Annotated in this window: 19 protein-coding genes; 4 read left to right on the top strand and 15 right to left on the bottom strand. The window is 67.7% G+C overall.

All coding sequences use genetic code 11. The features are described 5' to 3' along the window. Positions 1–26: 26 nt before the first annotated feature. From TSB10GB4_RS12860 to TSB10GB4_RS12790, 15 genes are all read right to left on the bottom strand, one after another. Positions 27–791 (bottom strand): SDR family NAD(P)-dependent oxidoreductase, encoded by a 765-nt coding sequence (locus TSB10GB4_RS12860; RefSeq protein WP_186396085.1) that lies wholly within the window; start codon positions 789–791, stop codon positions 27–29. 104 nt (positions 792–895) lie between these two features. After that, entirely contained in the window at positions 896–1,525 is a 630-nt protein-coding gene (gene upp, locus TSB10GB4_RS12855; RefSeq protein ID WP_186386267.1) for a uracil phosphoribosyltransferase, read from the bottom strand. A gap of 141 nt (positions 1,526–1,666) precedes the next feature. After that, positions 1,667–2,686: an adenosine deaminase gene (locus TSB10GB4_RS12850; RefSeq protein WP_186396084.1), complete on the bottom strand. Its 1,020-nt coding sequence runs from the start codon at positions 2,684–2,686 to the stop codon at positions 1,667–1,669. Between the two features lie 5 nt (positions 2,687–2,691). Then, positions 2,692–3,555 carry a phytanoyl-CoA dioxygenase family protein gene (locus TSB10GB4_RS12845; protein WP_186396083.1) on the bottom strand — a complete coding sequence of 288 codons (864 nt, stop codon included), beginning with the start codon at positions 3,553–3,555 and terminating at the stop codon, positions 2,692–2,694. 99 nt (positions 3,556–3,654) lie between these two features. Beyond that, positions 3,655–4,875 (bottom strand): phosphopentomutase, encoded by a 1,221-nt coding sequence (locus tag TSB10GB4_RS12840; protein ID WP_186396082.1) that lies wholly within the window; start codon positions 4,873–4,875, stop codon positions 3,655–3,657. An 82-nt stretch (positions 4,876–4,957) separates the two neighbouring features. Continuing rightward, a complete protein-coding gene (gene deoA / locus TSB10GB4_RS12835) occupies positions 4,958–6,280 on the bottom strand; it encodes a thymidine phosphorylase (RefSeq protein WP_186396081.1) in 1,323 nt (440 codons plus the stop codon). A gap of 4 nt (positions 6,281–6,284) precedes the next feature. After that, complete coding sequence (gene deoC / locus TSB10GB4_RS12830; RefSeq protein WP_186396080.1) at positions 6,285–7,061, bottom strand: deoxyribose-phosphate aldolase; 777 nt, start codon at positions 7,059–7,061, stop codon at positions 6,285–6,287. Continuing rightward, the gene (locus TSB10GB4_RS12825) at positions 7,054–7,866 is read right to left on the bottom strand and encodes a purine-nucleoside phosphorylase (protein WP_186396079.1); all 813 of its coding nucleotides are present in this window, start codon (positions 7,864–7,866) and stop codon (positions 7,054–7,056) included. The genes deoC and TSB10GB4_RS12825 overlap by 8 nt, the downstream gene beginning before the upstream one ends. After that, a complete protein-coding gene (gene cdd, locus TSB10GB4_RS12820; protein ID WP_186386274.1) occupies positions 7,863–8,273 on the bottom strand; it encodes a cytidine deaminase in 411 nt (136 codons plus the stop codon). Before cdd ends, TSB10GB4_RS12825 begins: the two co-directional genes overlap by 4 nt. Before the next feature lie 23 nt (positions 8,274–8,296). After that, positions 8,297–9,265: an ABC transporter permease gene (locus TSB10GB4_RS12815; RefSeq protein WP_186386275.1), complete on the bottom strand. Its 969-nt coding sequence runs from the start codon at positions 9,263–9,265 to the stop codon at positions 8,297–8,299. A 10-nt stretch (positions 9,266–9,275) separates the two neighbouring features. After that, positions 9,276–10,382: an ABC transporter permease gene (locus TSB10GB4_RS12810; protein WP_186386276.1), complete on the bottom strand. Its 1,107-nt coding sequence runs from the start codon at positions 10,380–10,382 to the stop codon at positions 9,276–9,278. Continuing rightward, a complete protein-coding gene (locus TSB10GB4_RS12805; protein ID WP_186396078.1) occupies positions 10,379–11,917 on the bottom strand; it encodes an ABC transporter ATP-binding protein in 1,539 nt (512 codons plus the stop codon). Before TSB10GB4_RS12805 ends, TSB10GB4_RS12810 begins: the two co-directional genes overlap by 4 nt. Next, positions 11,914–12,909, bottom strand: a complete 996-nt coding sequence (locus tag TSB10GB4_RS23835) for a BMP family ABC transporter substrate-binding protein (RefSeq protein ID WP_186396077.1) — start codon at positions 12,907–12,909, stop codon at positions 11,914–11,916. Before TSB10GB4_RS23835 ends, TSB10GB4_RS12805 begins: the two co-directional genes overlap by 4 nt. 78 nt (positions 12,910–12,987) lie before the next feature. After that, positions 12,988–13,980 carry a BMP family protein gene (locus TSB10GB4_RS12795; RefSeq protein ID WP_186386290.1) on the bottom strand — a complete coding sequence of 331 codons (993 nt, stop codon included), beginning with the start codon at positions 13,978–13,980 and terminating at the stop codon, positions 12,988–12,990. A 35-nt stretch (positions 13,981–14,015) separates the two neighbouring features. After that, entirely contained in the window at positions 14,016–14,966 is a 951-nt protein-coding gene (locus tag TSB10GB4_RS12790) for a sugar-binding transcriptional regulator (RefSeq protein ID WP_186386279.1), read from the bottom strand. 623 nt (positions 14,967–15,589) lie between these two features. Between TSB10GB4_RS12790 and TSB10GB4_RS12785 the strand changes: the two genes are divergently transcribed. The 4 genes from TSB10GB4_RS12785 to hrpB all read left to right on the top strand — a co-directional run bounded on the left by TSB10GB4_RS12785 (position 15,590) and on the right by hrpB (position 20,753). Continuing rightward, entirely contained in the window at positions 15,590–16,450 is an 861-nt protein-coding gene (locus TSB10GB4_RS12785) for a DUF1194 domain-containing protein (protein WP_208984753.1), read from the top strand. A 309-nt stretch (positions 16,451–16,759) separates the two neighbouring features. Beyond that, positions 16,760–17,200 (top strand): methylglyoxal synthase, encoded by a 441-nt coding sequence (locus tag TSB10GB4_RS12780; protein WP_256376577.1) that lies wholly within the window; start codon positions 16,760–16,762, stop codon positions 17,198–17,200. Further along, positions 17,200–18,255 carry a glucokinase gene (glk, locus tag TSB10GB4_RS12775; RefSeq protein WP_186386280.1) on the top strand — a complete coding sequence of 352 codons (1,056 nt, stop codon included), beginning with the start codon at positions 17,200–17,202 and terminating at the stop codon, positions 18,253–18,255. Before TSB10GB4_RS12780 ends, glk begins: the two co-directional genes overlap by 1 nt. Then, positions 18,252–20,753 (top strand): ATP-dependent helicase HrpB, encoded by a 2,502-nt coding sequence (hrpB, locus tag TSB10GB4_RS12770; RefSeq protein WP_186396076.1) that lies wholly within the window; start codon positions 18,252–18,254, stop codon positions 20,751–20,753. Before glk ends, hrpB begins: the two co-directional genes overlap by 4 nt. The last annotated feature ends 33 nt before the right edge of the window (positions 20,754–20,786 follow it).

Below are 20,786 nucleotides of genomic sequence, written 5' to 3'. Positions count from 1 at the left end.
CTGCTCCTGCGGTTTGGCCAAAGGGATCAGATCCAGCCGCCGTCGACGACATAGGTCTGGTTGGTGCAGGCACCTGCGGCATCGGAGCAGAAGAACAGCACGACGCGAGCGACATCCGTCGGCACCAGCTTCCGCTTGAGGCACTGCCGCTCCATGATCTCGCGCTCGCCGGCCTCGTCAAGCCAGAGCGCGATCTGGCGCTCGGTCATGATCCAGCCCGGCGCGATGCAGTTGACCCGGATGTTGTCGGGGCCGAGATCGCGGGCCAGCGAGCGCGTCAGGCCGACAACAGCGGATTTCGCCGCCGTGTAGCCCGCCATGCCGCCCTGCCCGATCATCCAGGAGATCGAGCCCATGTTGACGATGGCACCGCCGCCGAGCTTGCGCATGTCGCCCGCCACGGCCTGGGTGCAGAAGAACTGGTGCTTGAGGTTCACCGCCATGCGGCTGTCCCAATAGTCGGGCGTCACGTCCTCCATCCGGTGGCGCTCGTCATGGGCGGCGTTGTTGACGAGAATGGAGACGGGGCCGAGCGCCTCGCGCAGGTCGGTGATCGCCGCTCGGGTCGCCTCGATGTCCGTGAGATCGGCGCGGGCGAAGCGGACGCTCGCCCCGGCGCTCGCCAGTTCCGCGACAAGCGCGCGCGAGGGCTCCTCGCTGAGGTCGATGAAGCCGACAGAGGCCCCTTGCGCAGCGAACTGGCGGACGATCTCCGCGCCGATGCCGCCGCCGCCGCCGGTGACCAGCACCGTCCTGCCCTTCAGATCCGGGTAGATCGCCTCGCCTGTCATGTCTCTCCTCCCCGAACGGCCGCTCCGGATCCGGTCCGCGCCGGCTGGTCGGATCATTTAATTCGGAATGAAAAATAATACAACAGATCCGACTGGCGAAGACCCTATTTGGTGCCGTACATGCGGTCGCCGGCATCGCCGAGGCCGGGCATGATATAGCCCTTCTCGTTCAATCGCTCGTCGATGGCGGCGGTGAAGATCGGCACGTCCGGATGGACGGCGTTGAACTTGGCGATGCCCTCGGGCGCTGCCAGCAGGCAGAGGAAGCGGAGCTGGGTGGCGCCGCGCTCCTTGAGCCGCTGGACGGCGGCAATCGCCGAGTTGGCGGTCGCCAGCATCGGGTCGACGACCACCACCAGACGTTCGGCCAGATCCTCCGGCGCCTTGAAATAGTATTCGACCGGCTCCAGCGTCTTGGGATCGCGGTAAAGACCGATATGGGCGACACGGGCGGCCGGGACCAGTTCCAGCATGCCCTCCAGCAGCCCGTTGCCGGCGCGCAGGACCGAGGCGAAGACCAGCTTCTTGCCCTCGATGATCGGCGCCGACATGGTCTGCAGCGGCGTCTCGATCTCCACGGTGGTGATCGGCAGGTCGCGGGTTACCTCATAGGTCAGCAGCACCGAAATTTCCCGCAGCAGGCGGCGGAAGCCCTGGGTCGAGGTGTCCTTCATCCGCATGTGCGTCAGCTTGTGCTGCACCATCGGGTGATCGATTACGGTTGCTCCGCTCATCTCGCGCCTCTCCGCTTGCCCTGTCAGGAGGCGGCCGCCTCCGGAAGCCGCCTCCGGCTCCCTTCCTGTCATAGATCAACCGGCCGTCCAGCGGAACCGTGCGGGCAGGACCTTGGCCCTGCCGTCCACCGACTTCCCCGCTCAGCCGTCGCCGCGCAGTGCCGCATGTTCCGACAGGCGCAGAACCAGCCGGCGCCGCGTATCCTCATCGCAGAAGGCGGCACCGATCGCCGTACGGGTGATCGTCAGCAGCTCGTCCTCCGACCAGCCGAAGGTTTGCGCGCAACTGCGGTATTCGTGGCCGAGCGTGGTGCCGAAGAAGGGCGGATCGTCGGAATTGAGCGTGATGCGGCAGCCGGCGCGGCGCAGCAGGTTGACCGGATGAAAGCGCAGGTTGGAATAGAAGCCGAGCGCGACATTCGATCCCGGACAGACCTCCAGCACGATGCCCTCCGCCGCGATCCGCGCCACCACCGCCCGGTCCTCGATGGCCCGCACGCCGTGGCCGATACGCCGAACACGCAGGAAGTCGAGCGCAGCGGTGACGCTTTCCGGGCCGCAGACCTCGCCCGCATGGGCGGTGAGGCCAAGACCCGCCTCGGCCGCCATGCGGAAGGCGCGGGAGAAATTCGCCGGATGGCCCTGGCGCTCGTCGCCGGCAAGGCCGAAGCCGGTGACCAGCGGATGCGGGGCGGAGATGACCTGCGCCACCACCTGTTCGACCGCGCGGGCCCCGAAATGGCGCACGCCGATGGCGATCATCCGCGCTTCGATGCCGGTGTCGGCGCGCGCCTGCTCGATGCCGGCGGCAAGGCCGGCGACATAGTCGCCATAGGCCAGGCCCGCGCCGGCGGCATGATCGGGCGAAATGGTCAGCTCGGCATAGATCGCACCTTCCGCCGCCAGCATGCGCAAGTAAGTGCCGGAAAGCAGCGCATAGTCCTCCGGCGTGCGGAAGACCCGGCTCGCCCGGTCATAGGCCGCGAGGAATTCGGAGAAGTCGTTCCAGAGGTAGCGGCCGCGCTCGTTGAAGAGGCCCTCGACATCCTGCCCGTGGCGCTTTGCCAGGCGCCGCACGAGGTCGGCCGGCGCCGCCCCCTCGATATGCACATGCAGCTCCGCCTTGGGCACCGGCGGTCGCGGGTTGGCCGGTGTCGGCATGACCGTCAGAATCCGCGCATCGGGTTTTCCGGAGCGCGCAGCAGCCAGTTGTCGGGCGACCAGCGGGCGGCACCATCCACCAGATGCAACGCATAGGCATGGCGCGAGCGCGGCGAGCGGTTCGGTGCCGAGCGATGCGGCACCAGCCCGTGCAGCACCACCAGCGTGCCCTTCGGCGCGACCAGCGGCACGTCGCCGGCGAGCGGCGTGTCGTCGAGGCGCTCCATCACCAATGCATCGCCGTCATAGTGGAAGCGCTGGCGCAGCGGCGCCAGATGCCCACCCGGCCCGCCAAGCAGGCCGCCATTGGTCTCGTCCGCGTCTTCCAGCGCGAACCAGAAGCCGGTGCAGGACAGCGGCTCGGTGTGCAGGAAGGTGGAATCCTGGTGGCAATTGACCTCGCCGCCAATCTCCGGCGGCTTGAAGATATACATGGACTGGGCGAGCAGCGGCGTGGCAAGGCCGAGGCTCGCTGCGGTGCGGGCAAGCCGGGGATCGCGCGAGAACCGCTCGAACACCGGGTCGAGATCGTGCAGCGCGTGGCCGACCTTGTTGAGCGCCACATGCTTGTCGCGCTGCAGCCGGCCCTGTGCGTCGAACGCCGCCTCCTCGAAGAAGAAACGGATCTTGTCGCCGCTTTCGCGGAAATAGCGGTCGCGGGCGTGGCTCTGGGCACCGGTCTCGAAGACGGAGGCATGCTCGTCCGGATCGAAGGCGTCGATCAGCTCGGCCATGCGGGCCTTCAGCGCATCACATTCCTCCGCCGACTTGTAGCCGGTGAGCACCAGAAAGCCGTCCTGCGCATAGGCTTCCTTCATCTCCGGCGTCAAAACGCCATCCACTGGTGCGGAAAAGGACCGTGCGATCATGCGCGTCTCCATTTCGGGGCATCGGCAATGCCGAGTCGCCCCCGTCAGTCTACCGAGAGGATCGGACGGGCTCCAGTTCGACGGACCCCGCTCCCGATGTCAGAGGAAGGACGTGCCGTGCCGTCTCGGCGCCAACCCCAGATGGGCGGCGATGCTCTCGCCGATGTCGGCGAACGTGTCGCGAACGCCGATCGCCTTCGGCGAACCGCCCTCGATCAGACCTATCACCGGCACCCGCTCGCGGGTGTGGTCGGTGCCGCGCCAGGTCGGATCGCAGCCGTGATCGGCGGTGAGAAGCAGCAGGTCGCCCGGCCGCAGCCGCGCCAGCAACTCCGGCAGCCGGCGATCCAGCGCCTCCAGCGCGGCGGCATAGCCCGGCACGTCGCGCCGGTGGCCGTACAGGCTGTCGAAGTCGATATAATTGGCGAAGATCAGATCTCCCTCGCCGGCCCTGTCCATTGCCTCCAGCGTGCGGTCGAACAGCGCGTCGTTGCCGGCCGCCTTAAGCACTTCCGACACGCCCTGATGGGCGAAGATGTCGGAGATCTTGCCGATGGTCAGCGTCCGGCGACCGGCTTCGAGCGCACGGTCGAGCAGGGTCGGCTCCGGCGGCAGCACCGAATAGTCGCGCCGGTTGGCGGTGCGCTCGAAGCCGGACACGGCATCGCCGACGAAGGGCCGCGCGATCACCCGGCCGATATTGTAGGGATCGACCAGACGGCGGACGGTCTCGCAAAGCCGGTAGAGCCGCTCCAGGCCGAAATGCTCCTCATGCGCGGCGATCTGGAACACCGAGTCGGCGCTGGTGTAGCAGATCGGCTTGCCGGTCCGCACATGCTCCTCGCCGAGATCGGCGATGATTACCGTGCCGGAGGCATGAGTGTCGCCGAGGATGCCGGGCAGGCCCGCCTCGCGGATGATCGCCTGCGTCAGTTCCGAAGGGAAGGTCGGCACGGTTTCCGGAAAATAGCCCCAGTCGAAGGCGACCGGAACGCCGGCGATCTCCCAATGGCCGGAGGGCGTGTCCTTGCCCCGCGAGGTTTCGCTTGCGGTGCCGAAGATGCCGACCGGCTCGACCGATCCGTCCATGCCCGCCGGCACCTTGCCGGTCGCAAGCTGCGCCGCGCGGGCAAGGCCGAGCGCGGTCATGTTGGGCAGGGAGAGCGGACCGGAGCGCAGGCCTTCGCGGTCGCCTTCGCCCTGCATGCAGGCGCTCGCGATGTGGCCGAGCGTGTCGGAGCCCTCGTCGCCGAAGCGAGCGGCATCGGGTGCGCCACCGATGCCGAAACTGTCCAAGACGCACAGGATCGCGCGTGCCATGAGGTTTCCCCGTTGTCATTGTCGGGCGGTTGTGTCCCGCCCCGTTGCAGTTCCGAAACTCCGGTTGCCGATCCGGGCCGCCTCAGGCAGGCGGCGCGATCCGCTCCACGACGACGGGCCGATCCTCGACGTCGCGCGGCGCGCCGAGCCGATAGGCGGTGCGCACCACCTCCGCCGCCCGGCGCGCCGACGCCTCGTCGGCGGCATGGACGATGGCAAGCGGGGCGTCGCTGTCGGCGGAATGGCCGATGCCGGCAAGGTGCACCAGGCCCACCGCCGGGTCGATCACGTCGCTGGCCCGGCGGCGCCCGCCGCCGAGTTCGACGACGGCAACGCCGATGGCGCGCGCGTCGACGCCGACGACGGTGCCCGGCTCCTGCGGATAGACCGGCAGTTCCACCGGTGCGGCAGCGAGATAGGCTTCCGCCTTTTCGACGAAGTCCGCCGGGCCGCCAAGGGCCGAAACCATCCGGGCGAAGCGCTCGGCCGCCGCACCGCTGGCAAAAGCCTCCCGCATCTTCTCCGCCCCCTCCTGCGCATCGGCGCAGATCCCGCCAAGGACGAGCGCTTCGGCACCGAGCGCCACCGTGACGTCGAACAGACGGTTGTCGACCGCCCGCCCTGTCAGGAAGTCGACGGCGTTGCGCATCTCGACCGCGTTGCCGGCGGCGGAGGCCAGCGGCTCATTCATGTCGGTCAGCAGCGCGCTCGTGCGGCAGCCGGCGCCATTGGCAACGGTCACAAGGCTTTCGGCCAGTGCCCTTGCCTGCTCCCGCGTCGCCATGAAGGCCCCCGTTCCCCATTTCACATCGAGGACGAGGCCCTGCAGGCCGGCGGCGAGTTTCTTCGACAGGATCGAGGCGGTGATGAGGTCGAGGCTTTCGACCGTGCCGGTCACATCGCGAATGCCGTAGAAGCGCTTGTCGGCCGGCGCGAGATCCGGCGTCTGACCGATTATCGCGCAGCCGACCTCGCGCACCACCTTGCGGAACAGTGCATTGTCGGGCTGCGTCTTGTAACCGGGGATGGCATCGAACTTGTCGAGCGTGCCGCCGGTATGGCCAAGGCCGCGGCCGGAGATCATCGGCACGGCCGCGCCGCAGGCGGCGAGCGCGGGGGCCAGCATCAGGGAGACATTGTCGCCGACACCGCCGGTCGAATGCTTGTCGAGGACCGGCGCGTCGATGTCGGACCAGTCGAGCACCGTGCCGCTGTCGCGCATCGCCAGTGTCAGTGCGACGCGCTCGTCCAGCGACAGTCCGCGGAAGAACACGGCCATGGCAAGCGCCGCCACCTGCCCTTCCGAGACGCTGTCGTCGGTCAATCCCTTGACGAAGAAGGCGATCTCTTCGGGGGCGAGCGTGCCGCCGTCGCGCTTCTTGCGGATCAGTTCCTGCGCCAGCATGGGGTCAGTATCCTTTGGCGGTGGTCGGTTCGCGCCCGTCGAGCGCGGCAAGCAGGGCATCGAGCAGGCCGCTCGCGCCGAAACGGAAATGCGGGGCCGAAACCCAGTTCGCCCCCAGGATACGGTCGGCGATCGCCAGATAGGCCGCCGCATCCGCGACGGTGCGAATGCCGCCGGCAGGCTTGAAGCCGATCTCGGGACCGCCCTCGCGCCGCACTTCCTCGATGACCGTCAGCATGATCTCCGCCGCTTCCGGGGTGGCGTTGACCTTCACCTTGCCGGTCGAGGTCTTGATGAAATCGGCGCCGGCGGCAATCGCCAGCAGAGAGGCGGCATGGACGAGCAGCGCATCCCCAATCTCGCCGGTCTCCAGGATCACCTTCAGCAGCCGGTCGCCGCAGACCTCGCGCACCTTGCGGATCTGCGTCTCGGCGAAGCCGCGCCGGCCGGCGAGCAGGGCGCGATAGGGCATGACCAGGTCGATCTCGTCGGCGCCGTCGGCAATCGCCTGGCGGGTCTCGGCGACGACGGCCAGCGTGTCGTCGCCGCCTTGCGGGAAGTTGACGACGGTTGCCACGCGCACACCGGAGCCGGCGAGCAGGGTCGCGGCCTGGGCGACGAAGCGCGGCCAGATGCAGACCGCCGCGACGGGACCATGGGGTGTCACCGCGCGGGCACACAGCGTGTCGATGTCGGCCGTTGTGCAGGTGTCGTCGAGATTGGTCAGATCGACCAGCGGCAGCGCGCGCCGCGCCACCTCGGCGGAGGTCATGTCAGGCATTTCCAAGGTCCTTGACGAAGCGGCGGATCAGCCGCTTCAGCGCGTCGACGGCCATCAGCGCGGTCGACTTGGTTTCTTCATGCGACAGGCCGTGCGCCTGCAGGCCCGCACCATAGTTGGTGATGGTGGAGATCGCGGCAACGCGCAGGCCGAGATAGCGGGCGAGAATTACTTCCGGCACCGTCGACATGCCGACCGCGTCCGCACCCAGGAGTTTCGCCATGCGGATTTCCGCCGGCGTCTCGAAGGAAGGGCCGGAGAACCACATGTAGACGCCTTCGCCCAGCGCAATCTCCTCGTCCTTGGCAAGCGCCCGCAGACGGGCACGGAAGTCGGGATCGTAGGCGGCGCTCATGTCGAGAAAGCGGCGGTCGCTTTCCTCGCCGATCAAGGGGTTGAGGCCGGACCAGTTGATATGGTCGCTGATCAGCATCGGCGTGCCGGGGGCGAACTCCTGACGCAGGGACCCGGCCGCGTTGGTGAGCAGCAGCGTGTCGCAGCCGAGCGCCTTCAGCGTCTCCAAGGGTGTACGCATGACGTCGGCGCCGCCGCCCTCGTAGTAATGGGCGCGGCCGGAGAGCACGACCACCGGCACCTCGCCGAGGCGACCGGCGACCAGTTCGCTGCCATGCGAGGAAACGGAGGAGACCGGAAAGCCCGTGAGCTTGGAATAGGGGATGCGGACGGCGTCCTCGACCTCCTCGGCCAATTGGCCGAGGCCGGAGCCCAGCACCATTGCGACGCGGTAATCGCCCGGTCTTGCGGCGCGGACCGTTTCCGCGCATTCCGGCCCGTAGCCGCTCATATATCCCTCTCCTCGTCCTTGAGAACGAACCGGGCCGGCAACAGTTCCGCCATGGTCAGCGTGCGGCGCAGCCCGGTGTCGTCGCAGATGTGCACCGGCACATCGTCGCCGGCGAATTCGGCAAGTCTCTGGCGGCAGCCGCCGCAGGGGGTGCACAGCGCCGCCTTTGCGGTGACCAGCACTTCGACCACGTCGCCCGGCCGGCCGCCGGCGGCCACCATGGCACCGAGCGCAGTGGTCTCGGCGCACCAGCCTTCGGGAAAGCTGGCGTTTTCCACATTGCAGCCGGCGAAGATCCGACCATCCCGGGTGGCGAGGGCGGCGCCGACGCGAAAACCGGAGTATTTCGCATGCGCATTCTCGCGGGCCGCGCTGGCGGCAGCGAACAACTCGTCGAAACGGCTCATGTCATCCTCCTTGCCGGCACCGCTCAGCTACGTTCCTTGACATAGGCGACGCCGCCGGCGCGAGGGGGAACCGCCTTGCCGATGAAACCGGCCAGCAGCACCACGGTGAGGATGTAGGGAAGCGCCTGGATCGCCTGCACCGGCACCTCGCCGATGCCCGGCACCTGCTGGCCCTGCAGGCGGATCGCCACCGCATCGAGGAAGCCGAAGAGCAGGCAGGCGAACATCACCGGCACCGGCTTCCACTTGGCGAAGATCAGCGCCGCCAGCGCGATGAAACCCTTGCCGGCCGTCATGTTGGCGATGAAGCTCGCCGACTGGCCGATGGAGAGATAGGTGCCGGCGATGCCGCACAGGATGCCGGTACAGATCACCGCGCGGTAGCGCAGCCAGGTGACGGAGATGCCGGCCGTATCGACCGCGCCGGGATTCTCGCCGACCGCGCGCAGGCGCAGGCCGAAGCGGGTGCGATAGAGCACCCACCAGGAGAAGGGGACCGCAAGGAAGGCCACATAGACCAGGATGTTGTGACCCGACACGAGCTCGTAATAGATCAGGCCGATCACCGGCACATCGCGCAGGCTCTCCGCCAGCGGCAAGGTCAGTTCTCCGAAGCGGCCACCTCCGCTCACGGACGGCGTGCGCCCGCCCTGGCCGAACCAGGCCTGGCCGAGCAGCGCCGTCAGGCCGATCGCCAGGAAGTTGATGGCAACGCCGGAGACGATCTGGTTGCCCCGATTGGTGATGCAGGCAAAGCCATGCACCAGAGCCAGCGCCACCGAGATGACGATGCCGGCGGCAAGACCGATCCAGGCGGAGCCGCTGAGCGCTGCTGCCGTCCCGGCGGCGAAGGCCGCCCCCAGCATCTTGCCTTCGAGGCCGATGTCGAAGACGCCGGAGCGCTCGGAATAGAGCCCGGCAAGGGCAGCCAGCAGCAGCGGCGTGGAAAGCCGTGCGGTGCTGTCGAGGACGAAGATCAGGGTTTCGAACATGGCTTCCCCCTCACGCCGCCGGAGCCGGCCGGGCGGCCAGCACGCCGAAGATGCGCAGCAGCGCCGGGCGGAACATGTGCTCCAGCGCGCCGGCGAACAGGATCACCAGACCCTGGATGACGACGATCATGTCGCGGGTGATCGCCGGCATCTCGAAGGCAAGTTCCGCCCCGCCCTGGTAGAGCATGCCGAACAGGATGGCGGCGAAGACGATGCCGACAGGATGCGCACGGCCCATCAGCGCAACGGCAATGCCGACGAAGCCGTAGCCGGAGACGAACTCGATCAGCAGCCGGTGCTGGGAGCCCATGATCTCGTTGATCGCCATCATGCCGGCAAGACCGCCGGACATCAGCATGGTGACCACGGTGATGCGCAGCGGCGAGATTCCGGCATAGACGGCGGCGACCGGATTGGCGCCGAAGGTGCGGATCTCGTAGCCGAGCCGGGTCCGCCAGACGATCACCCAGACCAGCAGGCAGGCGGCGAGCGCCAGCAGGAACGAGAAGTTCACCGGCGCGGAGCCGAAATTGGTCCCCGGCAACACGTCCTGCAGCAGCGGCAGGCGGCCGCCACTCTCGAACGTGCGGGTCTCCGGCTGCATCGACCCGCGTTTCGACAGAAGGTTGACCAGCAGGTAGACCATCAGCGAGGCGGCGATGAAGTTGAACATGATAGTCGTGATGACGACGTGACTGCCGCGCTTGGCCTGCAGGATCGCCGGGATGAAGGCCCAGGCCGCGCCGAAGGCGGCAGCCCCCGCGACCGCGAATGGCAGCGTCACCCACCACGGCACATAACGATCGAGCGCAAGGCACGCCAGGGCGACGCCGAGACCACCAAGATAGGCCTGCCCCTCGCCGCCGATGTTGAACAGGCCCGCATGGAAGGCAATCGCGACGGCAAGGCCCGTGAAGATGAAATTGGTCGCATAGAACAGGGTGAAGCCGATGCCCTCGTTCCAGCCGAGCGAGCCCCAGACCAGGACCTTGACCGCCTCGACCGGATTCTCGCCGATCAAGAGCACCACCAGGCCCGAGACCAGGAAGGCGGCGGCGACATTGAGTGCCGGCATCAGCCCGTAATCGACCCAGCGCGGAAGCTGTCCCGCCGTCATTCCGCCGCCTCCTGTCCGCTGGCGCCCGCCATCAGCAGGCCCAGCTCGCTTTCCGCCGTCTCCGGCGCGCGCTCGCCGACAACCTTGCCGTCGAACATGACCAGCACCCGGTCGGCCAGCGCGCGGATCTCGTCGAGCTCGACCGAGACCAGCAGGACGCCCTTGCCGGCGTCGCGCAGGGCGACGATACGCTTGTGAATGAACTCGATGGCGCCGATGTCGACACCGCGCGTCGGCTGGCCGACGAGCAGGATGACCGGGTCGCGCTCGATTTCGCGCGCCAGCACGATCTTCTGCTGGTTGCCGCCGGAGAAATTGGCGGTCTTCAGCATGCATTCGGCCGGGCGGATGTCGTATTTCTCGATCTCGGTCTTCGCCGCCTTGCGGATCCGATCGAAGTCGAGGAAGGGACCGCGCCCATAGGCCGGGTCGCGGTGATAGCCGAGAATAGCGTTCTCGCATTCGGGAAAACGGGTCACCAGTCCCATCCGGTGGCGGTCTTCCGGCACATGCGCGAGCCCGAGCCCGCGCATTGCGGCGGGATCCGTGCCGCCTTGCGTCAGATCCACCCGGGTCCCGTCGACCGTGACGGTGCCCGATGTCACCGCGCGGATGCCGGCGATCGCTTCCAGCAGTTCGGACTGGCCGTTGCCGGACACGCCGGCAATGCCGACGATCTCGCCGGCGCGCACCTCCAGCGAGACATTGCGCACCACATCAACGCCGCGCGCGTCGCGCACCGTCAGGTTCTCCACCGTCAGAACCGGACGGCCGGGCTGGGCCGGTCCCTTCTCGACTTCCAGCAGGACGCGGCGGCCGACCATCAGTTCGGCAAGCTCGCCCATCGAGGTCTTCGACGTCTGCCGCGTCGCGACGATCTCGCCGCGCCGCATGACGGAGACCTCGTCGGTCACGGCCATGATCTCGCGCAGCTTGTGGGTGATCAGCAGCACCGTCTTTCCCTCGTCGCGCAGCACGCGGAGAATGCGGAAGAGGTGATCGGCTTCCGCCGGGGTCAACACGCCCGTCGGCTCGTCCAGGATCAGGATGTCGGCGCTGCGGAACAGCGCCTTGAGGATCTCCACCCGCTGCTGCAGGCCGACGGGAAGGTCCTCGATCAGCGCGTCGGGATCGACCTTGAGATCGTAGTCGTCGGCAAGGCGCTTCAGCTCAGCCCTGGCCTTCGACATCCCGCCGGCGAGCAGAGCGCCGCCTTCGGCGCCGAGAATGACGTTCTCAAGCACGGTGAAGTTCTCCACCAGCATGAAGTGCTGGTGGACCATGCCGATGCCCAGCGCGATCGCTGCCTGGCTGGAGGGAATGGAGACCTTCCTGCCGTCGACGCGGATCTCACCGGAATCGGCGTGATAGAAGCCGTAGAGGATCGACATCAGCGTCGACTTGCCGGCACCGTTCTCGCCGACAATGCCGTGGATCGAGCCCTTCTTGACCTTCAGGTGGATGTCCTTGTTGGCGTGGACCTGTCCGAAGCGCTTGTCGACGCCGACGAGTTCGATGGCAAGCTGGTCGCTCACAGCGCACACTCCCCGTCGCTGACCGCGTCGTGCACGGTGATCGTGCCGTCGGCGATCCTGGCGGCCGCCTCGCCGGCCGCCGCCTCCATCTGCGCGGTGACGAGCGCGCGGTTGTTGTCGTCGATCACCCAGTCCATGCCGCCCTCCGCCAGGCCAAGCACCTCGAGGCCGGCGCTCCATGTGCCGGCCTGCGTGTCGGCGAAGTTGCGATAGACGGCAACATCGACGCGCTTGCGGATCGAGGTAAGGATGTGGCCGGGGTGCAGGCCGTTCTGATTGCTGTCGGTGCCGATGCCGAGAACGCCGGCATCGGCCACGGCCTGCAGCACACCGATGCCGGTGCCGCCCGCGGCCTGGATGATGACATCGGCGCCGCGCTTGATCTGGCCACGCGCAAGCTCCGCGCCGCGCGCCGGATCGGCAAAGGCCGCCGGCGTGTCGCCGGTCATGTTGAAGAGAACCCGTATGTCGGGCGAAACGGATGCCGCTCCCTGGCGGTAGCCGCACAGGAACCGGCGAATGATCGGGATGTCCATGCCGCCGACGAAGCCGATGGTCCCGGTTTTCGACGCCATCGCGGCCAGCAGGCCGGCGATATAAGAGCCCTCATGCTCGCGAAAGACGACGGAGCGCACGTTCGGTGCCTCGACCACCATGTCGATGATCGAGAAATTCGTTTGCGGATAGTCCTTGGCCGCCGCCGCGACCGCCGCCGCCTGATTGAAGCCAATGGCAACCACCGGCTCCGCCCCGCGCGCGGCAAAGCCCCGCAGCGCCTGCAGGCTGTCGGCATCGCGAGCAATCTCGAAGTCCCGATAGGGTTCGCCGGTGTCGGCGGCAAACCGCTCGGCGCCACGGAAGGCGGCTTCGTTGAACGAGCCGTCGAACTTGCCGCCGACGGAATAGACGAGCGCCGGCTCACCCGCCGCGGGTGTCGCGGCAAGACCCGCCGCAAGGGCAAGGATCGCAACCGTTTTCAGGATAGGCGTCATCACCGCTGTCCCGCATCGCCAGCCCCGAAATGGGGCGGCATGCGCCGCAGGCCCTGCCCGCGGCGCATGCCTGTCACCTCAGAAGGGGCAGCTTTCGCTCGCCATGTAGTCATGGACGACGATCTTGCCGGAGATGATGTCGGCCTTGGCCTGGTCGACCGCCGCCTTCATGTCGTCGGTGATCAGCGGTTCGTTGTGCTCGTCGAGAGCCCAGTCGACACCGCCCTCGGCCAAGCCGAGCGAATAGATGCCCGAGGTCCAGTTGCCGTCCTTGGCGTCGGTGAAGGCCTTCTCGACAGCAATGTCGACACGCTTCAGCATGGAGGTCAGCACCTTGCCCGGATGCAGGGCGTTCTGGTTGCTGTCGACACCGATACCGAGCTTGCCGGCATCGGCCGTCGCCTGCAGCACGCCGAGGCCTGTGGCACCGGCGGCGTGATAGATCACGTCGGCGCCGCGGTCGATCTGCGACTTGGCAAGCTCGCCACCCTTGGCCGGGTCGTTGAAGGCCGCGCCCGTCGAGCCGGTCATGTTCTCGAAGATCTCGGTATCGGCGTTGGTCTCCTTGACGCCCTGCTTGTAGCCGCAGGCGAACTTGCGGATGAGCTGGATGTCCATGCCGCCAACAAAGCCGACCTTACCACTTTCCGACGCCATCGCCGCCAGCTTGCCGACGATGTAGGAGCCTTCATGCTCCTTGAAGAGGATCGAGCGGACGTTCGGCAGGTCGACGACCATGTCGACGATGGCGAACTTGGTGTCGGGGAATTCCGCCGCCACCTTTTCCAGCGCGTTGGCATGCAGGAAGCCGATGGCGATCACCGGATTGGCGCCGCGACGGGCGAAATTGCGCAGCGCCTGCTCGCGCTGGCTGTCGTTCTGGATCTCGAAGTCGCGATAGTCGATGCCGGTCTCGGACTTGAACTTCTCCGCGCCGATGAACGCCGCCTCGTTGAAGGACTTGTCGTACTTGCCGCCGAGGTCATAGACGACCGCCGGCTGGATATCCTGAGCCAGCGCCGTACCGGCGAGCAGGACCGCCGCCGCGGCCCCGAGAATCACGCTTTTCATCACCATGACTTACCTCCACCTGTTTCCCGCCGGCCTCATGCCGAGCGGGCTTGTCTGGTTCCTTCCGCGACGGCCAGGGCTCGCCCCAGGTTCTCGTCGACGATCAGGTCCGTGATCAGCCCCGCGCGCAGGGCGGCGCGCGTTGCCTCAAGCTTGCCGAGCCCGCCGGCCAGCGCGACGATACGCGCCCCCCGAACAGCCTCGAAGGGCAGTCCGACGGCCTTGTCGCCCAGCTTTGCGGGCACGAGACGTCCGTCGCGACCGATAAACCGGCCCATCAGGTCGCAGACCGCGCCGGTGGCGATCAGGTCGCGCTGCTCCTCGCGCGAGATCAGGTCGCGGCTGATGAGATGGCCGTCATCCTCGACCGAGCCGATGCCGATGACGAACAGGTCCGAGGCGCGGGCCCGCTGCAGCAGCGCCTGCACGCTGCGCTGGCCGAGGAACGTGTCGCGCTCGGCAACACTCTCGGCGAGATAGGGGACGGGCAGGTAATAGCCCTCGCCGCCGGTGCGCTCGGCCAGTTGCTGGACGACATCGAACGGATTGGCGGAGAGCTTGCGGGTCAGCGAGCCGGAAATCGACACGATGCTGAGATCCGGACGCTGGATGCGCGGCATCATCTCGACTGCGGCCTTGAGGGTGCGGCCCATGCCGACGCCAAGCTGGACGAGCGAGGGATTGCCAAGCAGACTGGCAAGATGCGGGCCTGCAACCTCGGCAATCGCGCGGATGGCCGAGGCGTCGTCGCAGTTGCCGATGTCCGGAGCGACCAGGCAGGAGGACAGGCCATGGGCATCCGCCAGTGCCGCCTCGATCTCCAGGCAGTCGGATGGACGGCCGACGATCTGGAAGCGGACGAGACCGGTCTTCTGGGCGTGGGCGATGAGCCGGTGGACCCTGGCGGTCGAAATGCCGAGGCGCGTGGCGATCTCGCCCTGCGTCGCACCGCCGACGAAGGACATCCACGCGGCGCGGATCGCCATGTCTGTTGTCCAGTCGCCTGCCTGCATGCCCGTTCCCGTCGTCCCCGCCTGCTGGGACGGCCGCCGCGCGGCACCTGCCGCGTCGGAACGAAATGCCGGACCCCTCGCCTGTGGCTGAAAATTTCTTCAGCTCTTGAGATTTCTTTCAATCAGACTGCATGAGCGCCCGACCAAGGTCAAGCACGTTCGCAACAAGCCGCAGCGGAAGACGGCAGTTTCCTCGTTTCCCGGCAAATCCTGCCTGGCCGCCGGCAGGATTTGCCTGGATTTCTTGCAGAATGGCCCTATTTGCCGAAAGGAAGGGCAGTTGTCCGAGTGATGGGCGCTGCGCGCCCCCTGCGTGAGGAACGCCGGAGGGAATCGTTAACCGGCTGAGCGGGATCGAGTTTCGCAAGGCGCACAGATTGCGGCTCGCGAACCAACCCGGCAAAACGGTTTCCCTTGGCGAAAACACCAGGTTTCCGCAGCGTCTGGCACGGCTCTTGCTCATTGCCGGTTATCGCCAGAGCGCCGGAAGGAAGCCGCAGACCTGCGGTCGGGAGAGGGAACGGACGCGAGATAAGGCACGAACGAGGAGCGTCGGACAAGGCAGGAGCCCTTCACCGGTTGAAGGAGTTTCGACCATGTGCGTGCCAGTTCTCTCCCCGAAGGCAGGACAGACCCTGCCTGCCCGCATCGCCGGAACGCGTCACGTGCTCGCCGGCTGGATCGTCTGCGTCATGGCTCTCGCCAATCCGGCGGCCGCTGCCGGCAACGCCTCCGTCTTCGGATACGGCTACGATCCCGAGCGCGAGGTCGACGTCGAACTCGTGCTGGCCGTCGACATTTCCCAGTCGATGGACAAGGAAGAGCAGGAGATCCAGCGGGCCGGTTATGTGGCGGCCCTGACCTCGCCCGAGGTCGTCGACGCCATCCGCTATGGGCCGACCGGGCGCATCGCCATCGCCTATATGGAATGGGGCAGCGCCAGCGACCAGTTCATCGTCGCGGACTGGTCCGTGATCAGCGACCACGCCTCGGCGGCGGCCTTCGCCGCGAAGATCGCCGAAGCCCCCTTGCGGCAAAGCCAGAGAACCTCGATCTCCGCCGCCATCGCTCATTCCGTCGCGATGATGGCAACGAGCGACTATCAGGGCCTGCGCAAGGTCATCGACATTTCCGGCGATGGTCCCAACAACCAGGGCGGCAAGGTCAGCATCTTCCGCGATCAGGCGATCGCCGCCGGCATCACCATCAACGGACTGCCGCTAATGCTGAAGGCGGATCGCGACACCTGGCAGGCCATGCTGAACGTCGACCACTATTATGAGGACTGCGTGATCGGCGGACCCGGGCATTTCTCCATACCGGTGCGCTCGCGCGAGCAGTTTGCCGATGCGATCCGCATGAAGCTGGTGCTGGAGATCGCGGGGCTGATGCCGGAGCGGCCGCTCGTGCACCGGGCAAGCAGCCGCAAGCCGGTCAATTGCGGGCTCTATGATTGAACAGCTCCGGCCGGTTGACGCCCCCTTGCAAGGAGCGGCTTTCAACCCGGCGCGTAAGCGGGTACATCCTAGTCATCCGAATCTGAAGTTCGTCACAGTTCATGGCATGCTCCGTACGAACTTCAGATTCAAAAGGATGACTAGCAAGTTTATGTTTCTAGTGTGGCTTTCGAATTTGAAATACGCTCTGGGTGTGCTGTCAAAATGAGGCGTATTTCAAATTCACCACACTAGGCTCAGGATCCGTATCCGCTTGTCCGCCACCGCCAGAGACCACGCAGGATCGCCTTGACCGGAACCGCGAGCCCCTTGCCCGACACACGTCCCGCCAAGCCGTCGCTGGCGCTGGTCGCCCATGATGCCCGCAAGGACGAGATGGTCGCCTTTGCCAAGGCGCATGAGGACAAGCTTGGCTCCTTCCGCCTGGTGGCGACCGGGACCACCGGCGGGCGCATTCTCGAGGTCTGTCCGAGCCTGGTGATCGAGCGGCTGAAGAGCGGCCCGCTCGGCGGCGACCAGCAGATCGGCGCGATGATCGCGGAAGGTCGGCTGCAAGGGCTCATCTTCCTCGTCGATCCCTTGTCGCCCATGCCGCATGATGTCGACGTCAAGGCGCTGATGCGCCTCGCCCTCGTCTACAACATCCCGATGGCGCTGAACCGGGCAACGGCCGAGATCCTGCTGCGCTCCGCGCGTCTTGCCGGCCTTCCGACAACATCGACCACTCCCGAAATCTTCCCCCAGGCCTGATGACCCTTTCCCCGCCCAGCCTTCGCGGTTTCCGCTTTCCCGTGCTGGTCGCCGATATCGGCGGCACCAATGCCCGCTTCGCGATCGTCACCGACACCCATGCCGCGACGAAGGTCTACGGCTCTGTGCCGACCGCCGATTTCCCCGGCCTTGCCGAGGCGGCGATCGCCACCGTGCTCGACCACACATCCGTCATGCCGCGCACGGCCGTGCTCGCGGTGGCGGGGCCGGTCACCGGCGACCGCATTCCCATGACCAATGCGGACTGGGTGATCGAGCCGCGCGAGTTGATCCGCCGGCTCGGCCTGGAAAGTGTCGTGGTGCTCAACGACTTCGAGGCGCAGGCCCTGGCCCTGCCCGGTCTTGCCGGCGACGACATCCGCCAGATCGGCGGCGGAACGGCGCAGGCGAACGGCGCCAAGGTGGTGCTGGGGCCGGGCACCGGCCTCGGCGCGGCGGCCATGATCCATACCGCCGGCACCTGGGTCCCGATCCCGGGCGAAGGCGGCCACATGGAACTCGGTCCCGTCTCCGAGACGGACTATCGGGTCTGGCCGCATATCGAGCGGCAGGAGGGGCGCATCGGTGCCGAGCGTATCATCAGCGGTGCCGGCCTGCTGCGCCTGTCGCGGGCCGTGGCGGCGGAAGCCGCGACCCACCGCGCCTTCGAGCGGCCCAGCGACGTGACCGAGGCGGCCGACGGCGGCGACGAGATCGCCCTGCGCACCATGGACATCTTCGTGCGGGCGCTGGGGCGGGTGGCCGGCGACTTCGCCCTCACCTTCCTCGCGCGTGGCGGCGTCTTCCTCGGCGGCGGCATTCCCGGCCGCATCGACACCTATCTGGCGCATCCCGCCTTCCGCGCCTCGTTCGAGGCGAAGGCTCCGCATTCGGCGCTGCTTGCCTCGATCCCGACCTTCCTGGTGCGCCATAGCAACCCGGCGCTGGAGGGGCTTGCAAGCTTCGCCCGCACCCCGACGCTGTTTGCCGTCGAGCTTGCCGGACGGCACTGGAGCGCCGACGACGCCATGGGCTCCGCCGCGACACCGCAATGAGCGAGGCTGCCGCAACGCGGCCACCGCTTCCCATCGATGCGGTGCTGCCGGATCTGCTCGCCGTACTGGAAGCGCATACCGCCTGCGTGCTGGTGGCCGAACCCGGCGCCGGCAAGACGACGGTGGTGCCGCTGGCCCTGCTCAATGCGACATGGCGCGGCGACGGGCGCATCATCGTGCTGGAGCCCCGCCGGCTCGCGGCCCGCGCGGCGGCTGCCCGGATGGCGTCGCTGCTTGGCGAGGAGGTCGGCGGACGGGTCGGCCTCAGGGTGCGGCTGGAGACGAAAGTCTCCGCCCGGACGCGCATCGAAGTGGTCACCGAAGGCGTCTTCACCCGGATGATCCTCGAGGATCCCGAGCTTGCGGGCATTGCCTGCATCCTCTTCGACGAGTTTCACGAGCGCTCGCTGGACGGCGATCTCGGCCTTGCGCTCGCCCTCGATGCGCAAGGGGCGCTGCGCGAGGACCTGCGCATCGTGCCGATGTCGGCGACCATCGATGCGGCAGGCGTCGCCAGCCATCTCGGCGGCGTGCCGGTGATCCATTGCGAGGGACGCAGCTTTCCGGTCGAGACCCGCTATCTCGGACGCGACGCCGACCGCGACATTGCAGCTCAAGTGGCAAGTGCGGTGCGCAAGGCGCTGGCGGAGGAGATCGGCTCGATCCTCGCCTTCCTGCCCGGACAGGGCGAGATCCGCCGTGCCGCGGACATGCTCGGCCCGCACCTGCCGGCCGATACCGACCTTGCTCCGCTCTACGGCGCCCTCACCGGCGCCGAACAGAATGCCGCCATTCGCCCGGCGCAGAGCGGCCGGCGCAAGGTGGTGCTGGCCACCTCAATCGCCCAGACCTCGCTGACCATCGAGGGCGTGCGGGTCGTCATCGACAGCGGCCTTGCCCGCGTGCCGGTCCATGAGCCTGCGACCGGTCTCACCCGGCTTGCGACCGTACGGGCCTCGCGCGCCGCTGCCGACCAGCGGCGCGGCCGCGCCGGGCGCATGGAGCCGGGCATCTGCTACCGGCTGTGGGACGAGGCGCAGACCGCCTCGCTGCCCGCCAACGACAGGCCCGAAATCCTGGAGGCGGACCTCTCCAGCCTGGCGCTCGACCTTGCCGCCTGGGGCGTCAGCGATCCGGCCGCCTTGCGCTTTCCCGACCAGCCGCCGGCGGCCGCCTGGAACGAGGCAGTCGCCCTGTTGCAGCGGCTCGAAGCGCTCGACGGCACGGGGCGGCTGACGGCGGAGGGCGAGCGCATGCGCGCGCTGCCGCTGGCGCCTCGGCTTGCGCATATGCTGGTGCGGGCGGCGAAAACGGGAGAGGGCCGGCTTGCTTGCGAGATCGCGGCCCTGCTCTCCGAACAAGGACTCGGCGGGCGCTCGGCGGATCTTCGCCACCGCCTGATGGATTTTCGCCGCGCCCGCGATCCGCGCAGCACAGCCGCGCGCGGCATGGCCCAGCGCTGGCAATCGCTGATCGACAAGGGGCCGAGCGCGAAGACGACTTCGATGGCAGCAGGCGACACGGAAGCGGCCGGCAGGCTGCTGGCGCTCGCCTATCCCGACCGGGTGGCGCAGGCGCAGGACGGGCACGGCGGTTTCCGCATGGCCAATGGCCGGGGCGGGCGCGTCGACGAGGCCGATCCGCTGGCGCGCGAGCCGTTCCTCGTCGTCGCCGACCTGCAGGGCAATGCCGCGCGCGGCCGCATCCTGCTCGGCGCTCCAATCACGCGCGAGGAGATCGAGCAGCTTTTCGCCGGCGAGATCGAGGACGAGGTGCAGGTCGCCTGCGAGGCCTCGGGCTCTGTGCGAGCACGGCGGCTGCGCCGCTATCGCCGGCTGGTGCTGTGCGAAGCTGTCGAGCCCAATCCCGATCCGGATGCCGTCGCCGCAGCTCTCCTTGCCTTCCTCAAGACACGCGGCGCCCGCGCCCTGCCCTGGAGCAAGGCCCAGGCGGCCCTGCGCGCCCGCGTCGTGACTTTGCGGGGGCTATTGCCGGCTGTCGAGGCCGAGGCCTGGCCGGATCTTGGCGACGATGCCTTGAGCGAAACGATGGACGTTTGGCTCGGCCCCTATCTCGCGGGCCTGCGCAGCGCCTCCGCGCTCGATGCCGAGATGCTGGGCAATGCGCTCGCCGCCCTGCTGCCGCAGCACCGGCTGGGCGAGCTCGACCGCTTGCTGCCGACCCATTTCGCCGCCCCGTCCGGCTCGCATGTCCCGATCGACTACGACCGCGAGGAAGGGCCGACGCTGCCCATCCGGGTGCAGGAACTCTTCGGCCTCGACCGGCATCCGGCGATTGCGGGGGGCAGCGTGCCGCTGATCCTGGAACTGCTGTCGCCGGCCCACCGGCCGATCCAGATCACCCGCGACCTGCCCGGCTTCTGGCGCGGCTCCTGGGCAGCGGTAAAGGCCGAGATGAAGGGCCGCTACCCCAAGCACCCCTGGCCGGACGATCCGCTTTCCGCCCCGGCGACCAACCGGGCCAAGCCGCGCAGGTAGCAAGCGCTCGGCCCGGCAGTCCGTAAAGTAGGC

The sequence above is a fragment of the Stappia sp. TSB10GB4 genome (genome assembly GCF_900185745.1).
Taxonomy (GTDB): domain Bacteria; phylum Pseudomonadota; class Alphaproteobacteria; order Rhizobiales; family Stappiaceae; genus Stappia.
The sequence above is the reverse complement of the archived record's forward strand: the minus strand, read 5'-3'. Positions and strand labels throughout refer to the sequence as shown.

What these genes read in the sequence shown, in the direction of transcription:
- TSB10GB4_RS12845 (WP_186396083.1), bottom strand. Translation starts at nt 3,555, where the DNA reads ATGATCGCACGGTCCTTTTCCGCACCAGTGGATGGCGTTTTGACGCCG.
- TSB10GB4_RS23835 (WP_186396077.1), bottom strand. Translation starts at nt 12,909, where the DNA reads ATGACGCCTATCCTGAAAACGGTTGCGATCCTTGCCCTTGCGGCGGGT.
- TSB10GB4_RS12795 (WP_186386290.1), bottom strand. Translation starts at nt 13,980, where the DNA reads ATGAAAAGCGTGATTCTCGGGGCCGCGGCGGCGGTCCTGCTCGCCGGT.
- TSB10GB4_RS12840 (WP_186396082.1), bottom strand. Translation starts at nt 4,875, where the DNA reads ATGGCACGCGCGATCCTGTGCGTCTTGGACAGTTTCGGCATCGGTGGC.
- TSB10GB4_RS12790 (WP_186386279.1), bottom strand. Translation starts at nt 14,966, where the DNA reads ATGGCGATCCGCGCCGCGTGGATGTCCTTCGTCGGCGGTGCGACGCAG.
- deoA (WP_186396081.1), bottom strand. Translation starts at nt 6,280, where the DNA reads ATGCTGGCGCAGGAACTGATCCGCAAGAAGCGCGACGGCGGCACGCTC.
- TSB10GB4_RS12825 (WP_186396079.1), bottom strand. Translation starts at nt 7,866, where the DNA reads ATGAGCGGCTACGGGCCGGAATGCGCGGAAACGGTCCGCGCCGCAAGA.
- TSB10GB4_RS12785 (WP_208984753.1), top strand. Translation starts at nt 15,590, where the DNA reads ATGTGCGTGCCAGTTCTCTCCCCGAAGGCAGGACAGACCCTGCCTGCC.
- TSB10GB4_RS12815 (WP_186386275.1), bottom strand. Translation starts at nt 9,265, where the DNA reads ATGTTCGAAACCCTGATCTTCGTCCTCGACAGCACCGCACGGCTTTCC.
- glk (WP_186386280.1), top strand. Translation starts at nt 17,200, where the DNA reads ATGACCCTTTCCCCGCCCAGCCTTCGCGGTTTCCGCTTTCCCGTGCTG.
- upp (WP_186386267.1), bottom strand. Translation starts at nt 1,525, where the DNA reads ATGAGCGGAGCAACCGTAATCGATCACCCGATGGTGCAGCACAAGCTG.
- TSB10GB4_RS12850 (WP_186396084.1), bottom strand. Translation starts at nt 2,686, where the DNA reads ATGCCGACACCGGCCAACCCGCGACCGCCGGTGCCCAAGGCGGAGCTG.
- hrpB (WP_186396076.1), top strand. Translation starts at nt 18,252, where the DNA reads ATGAGCGAGGCTGCCGCAACGCGGCCACCGCTTCCCATCGATGCGGTG.
- TSB10GB4_RS12810 (WP_186386276.1), bottom strand. Translation starts at nt 10,382, where the DNA reads ATGACGGCGGGACAGCTTCCGCGCTGGGTCGATTACGGGCTGATGCCG.
- deoC (WP_186396080.1), bottom strand. Translation starts at nt 7,061, where the DNA reads ATGCCTGACATGACCTCCGCCGAGGTGGCGCGGCGCGCGCTGCCGCTG.
- TSB10GB4_RS12860 (WP_186396085.1), bottom strand. Translation starts at nt 791, where the DNA reads ATGACAGGCGAGGCGATCTACCCGGATCTGAAGGGCAGGACGGTGCTG.
- cdd (WP_186386274.1), bottom strand. Translation starts at nt 8,273, where the DNA reads ATGAGCCGTTTCGACGAGTTGTTCGCTGCCGCCAGCGCGGCCCGCGAG.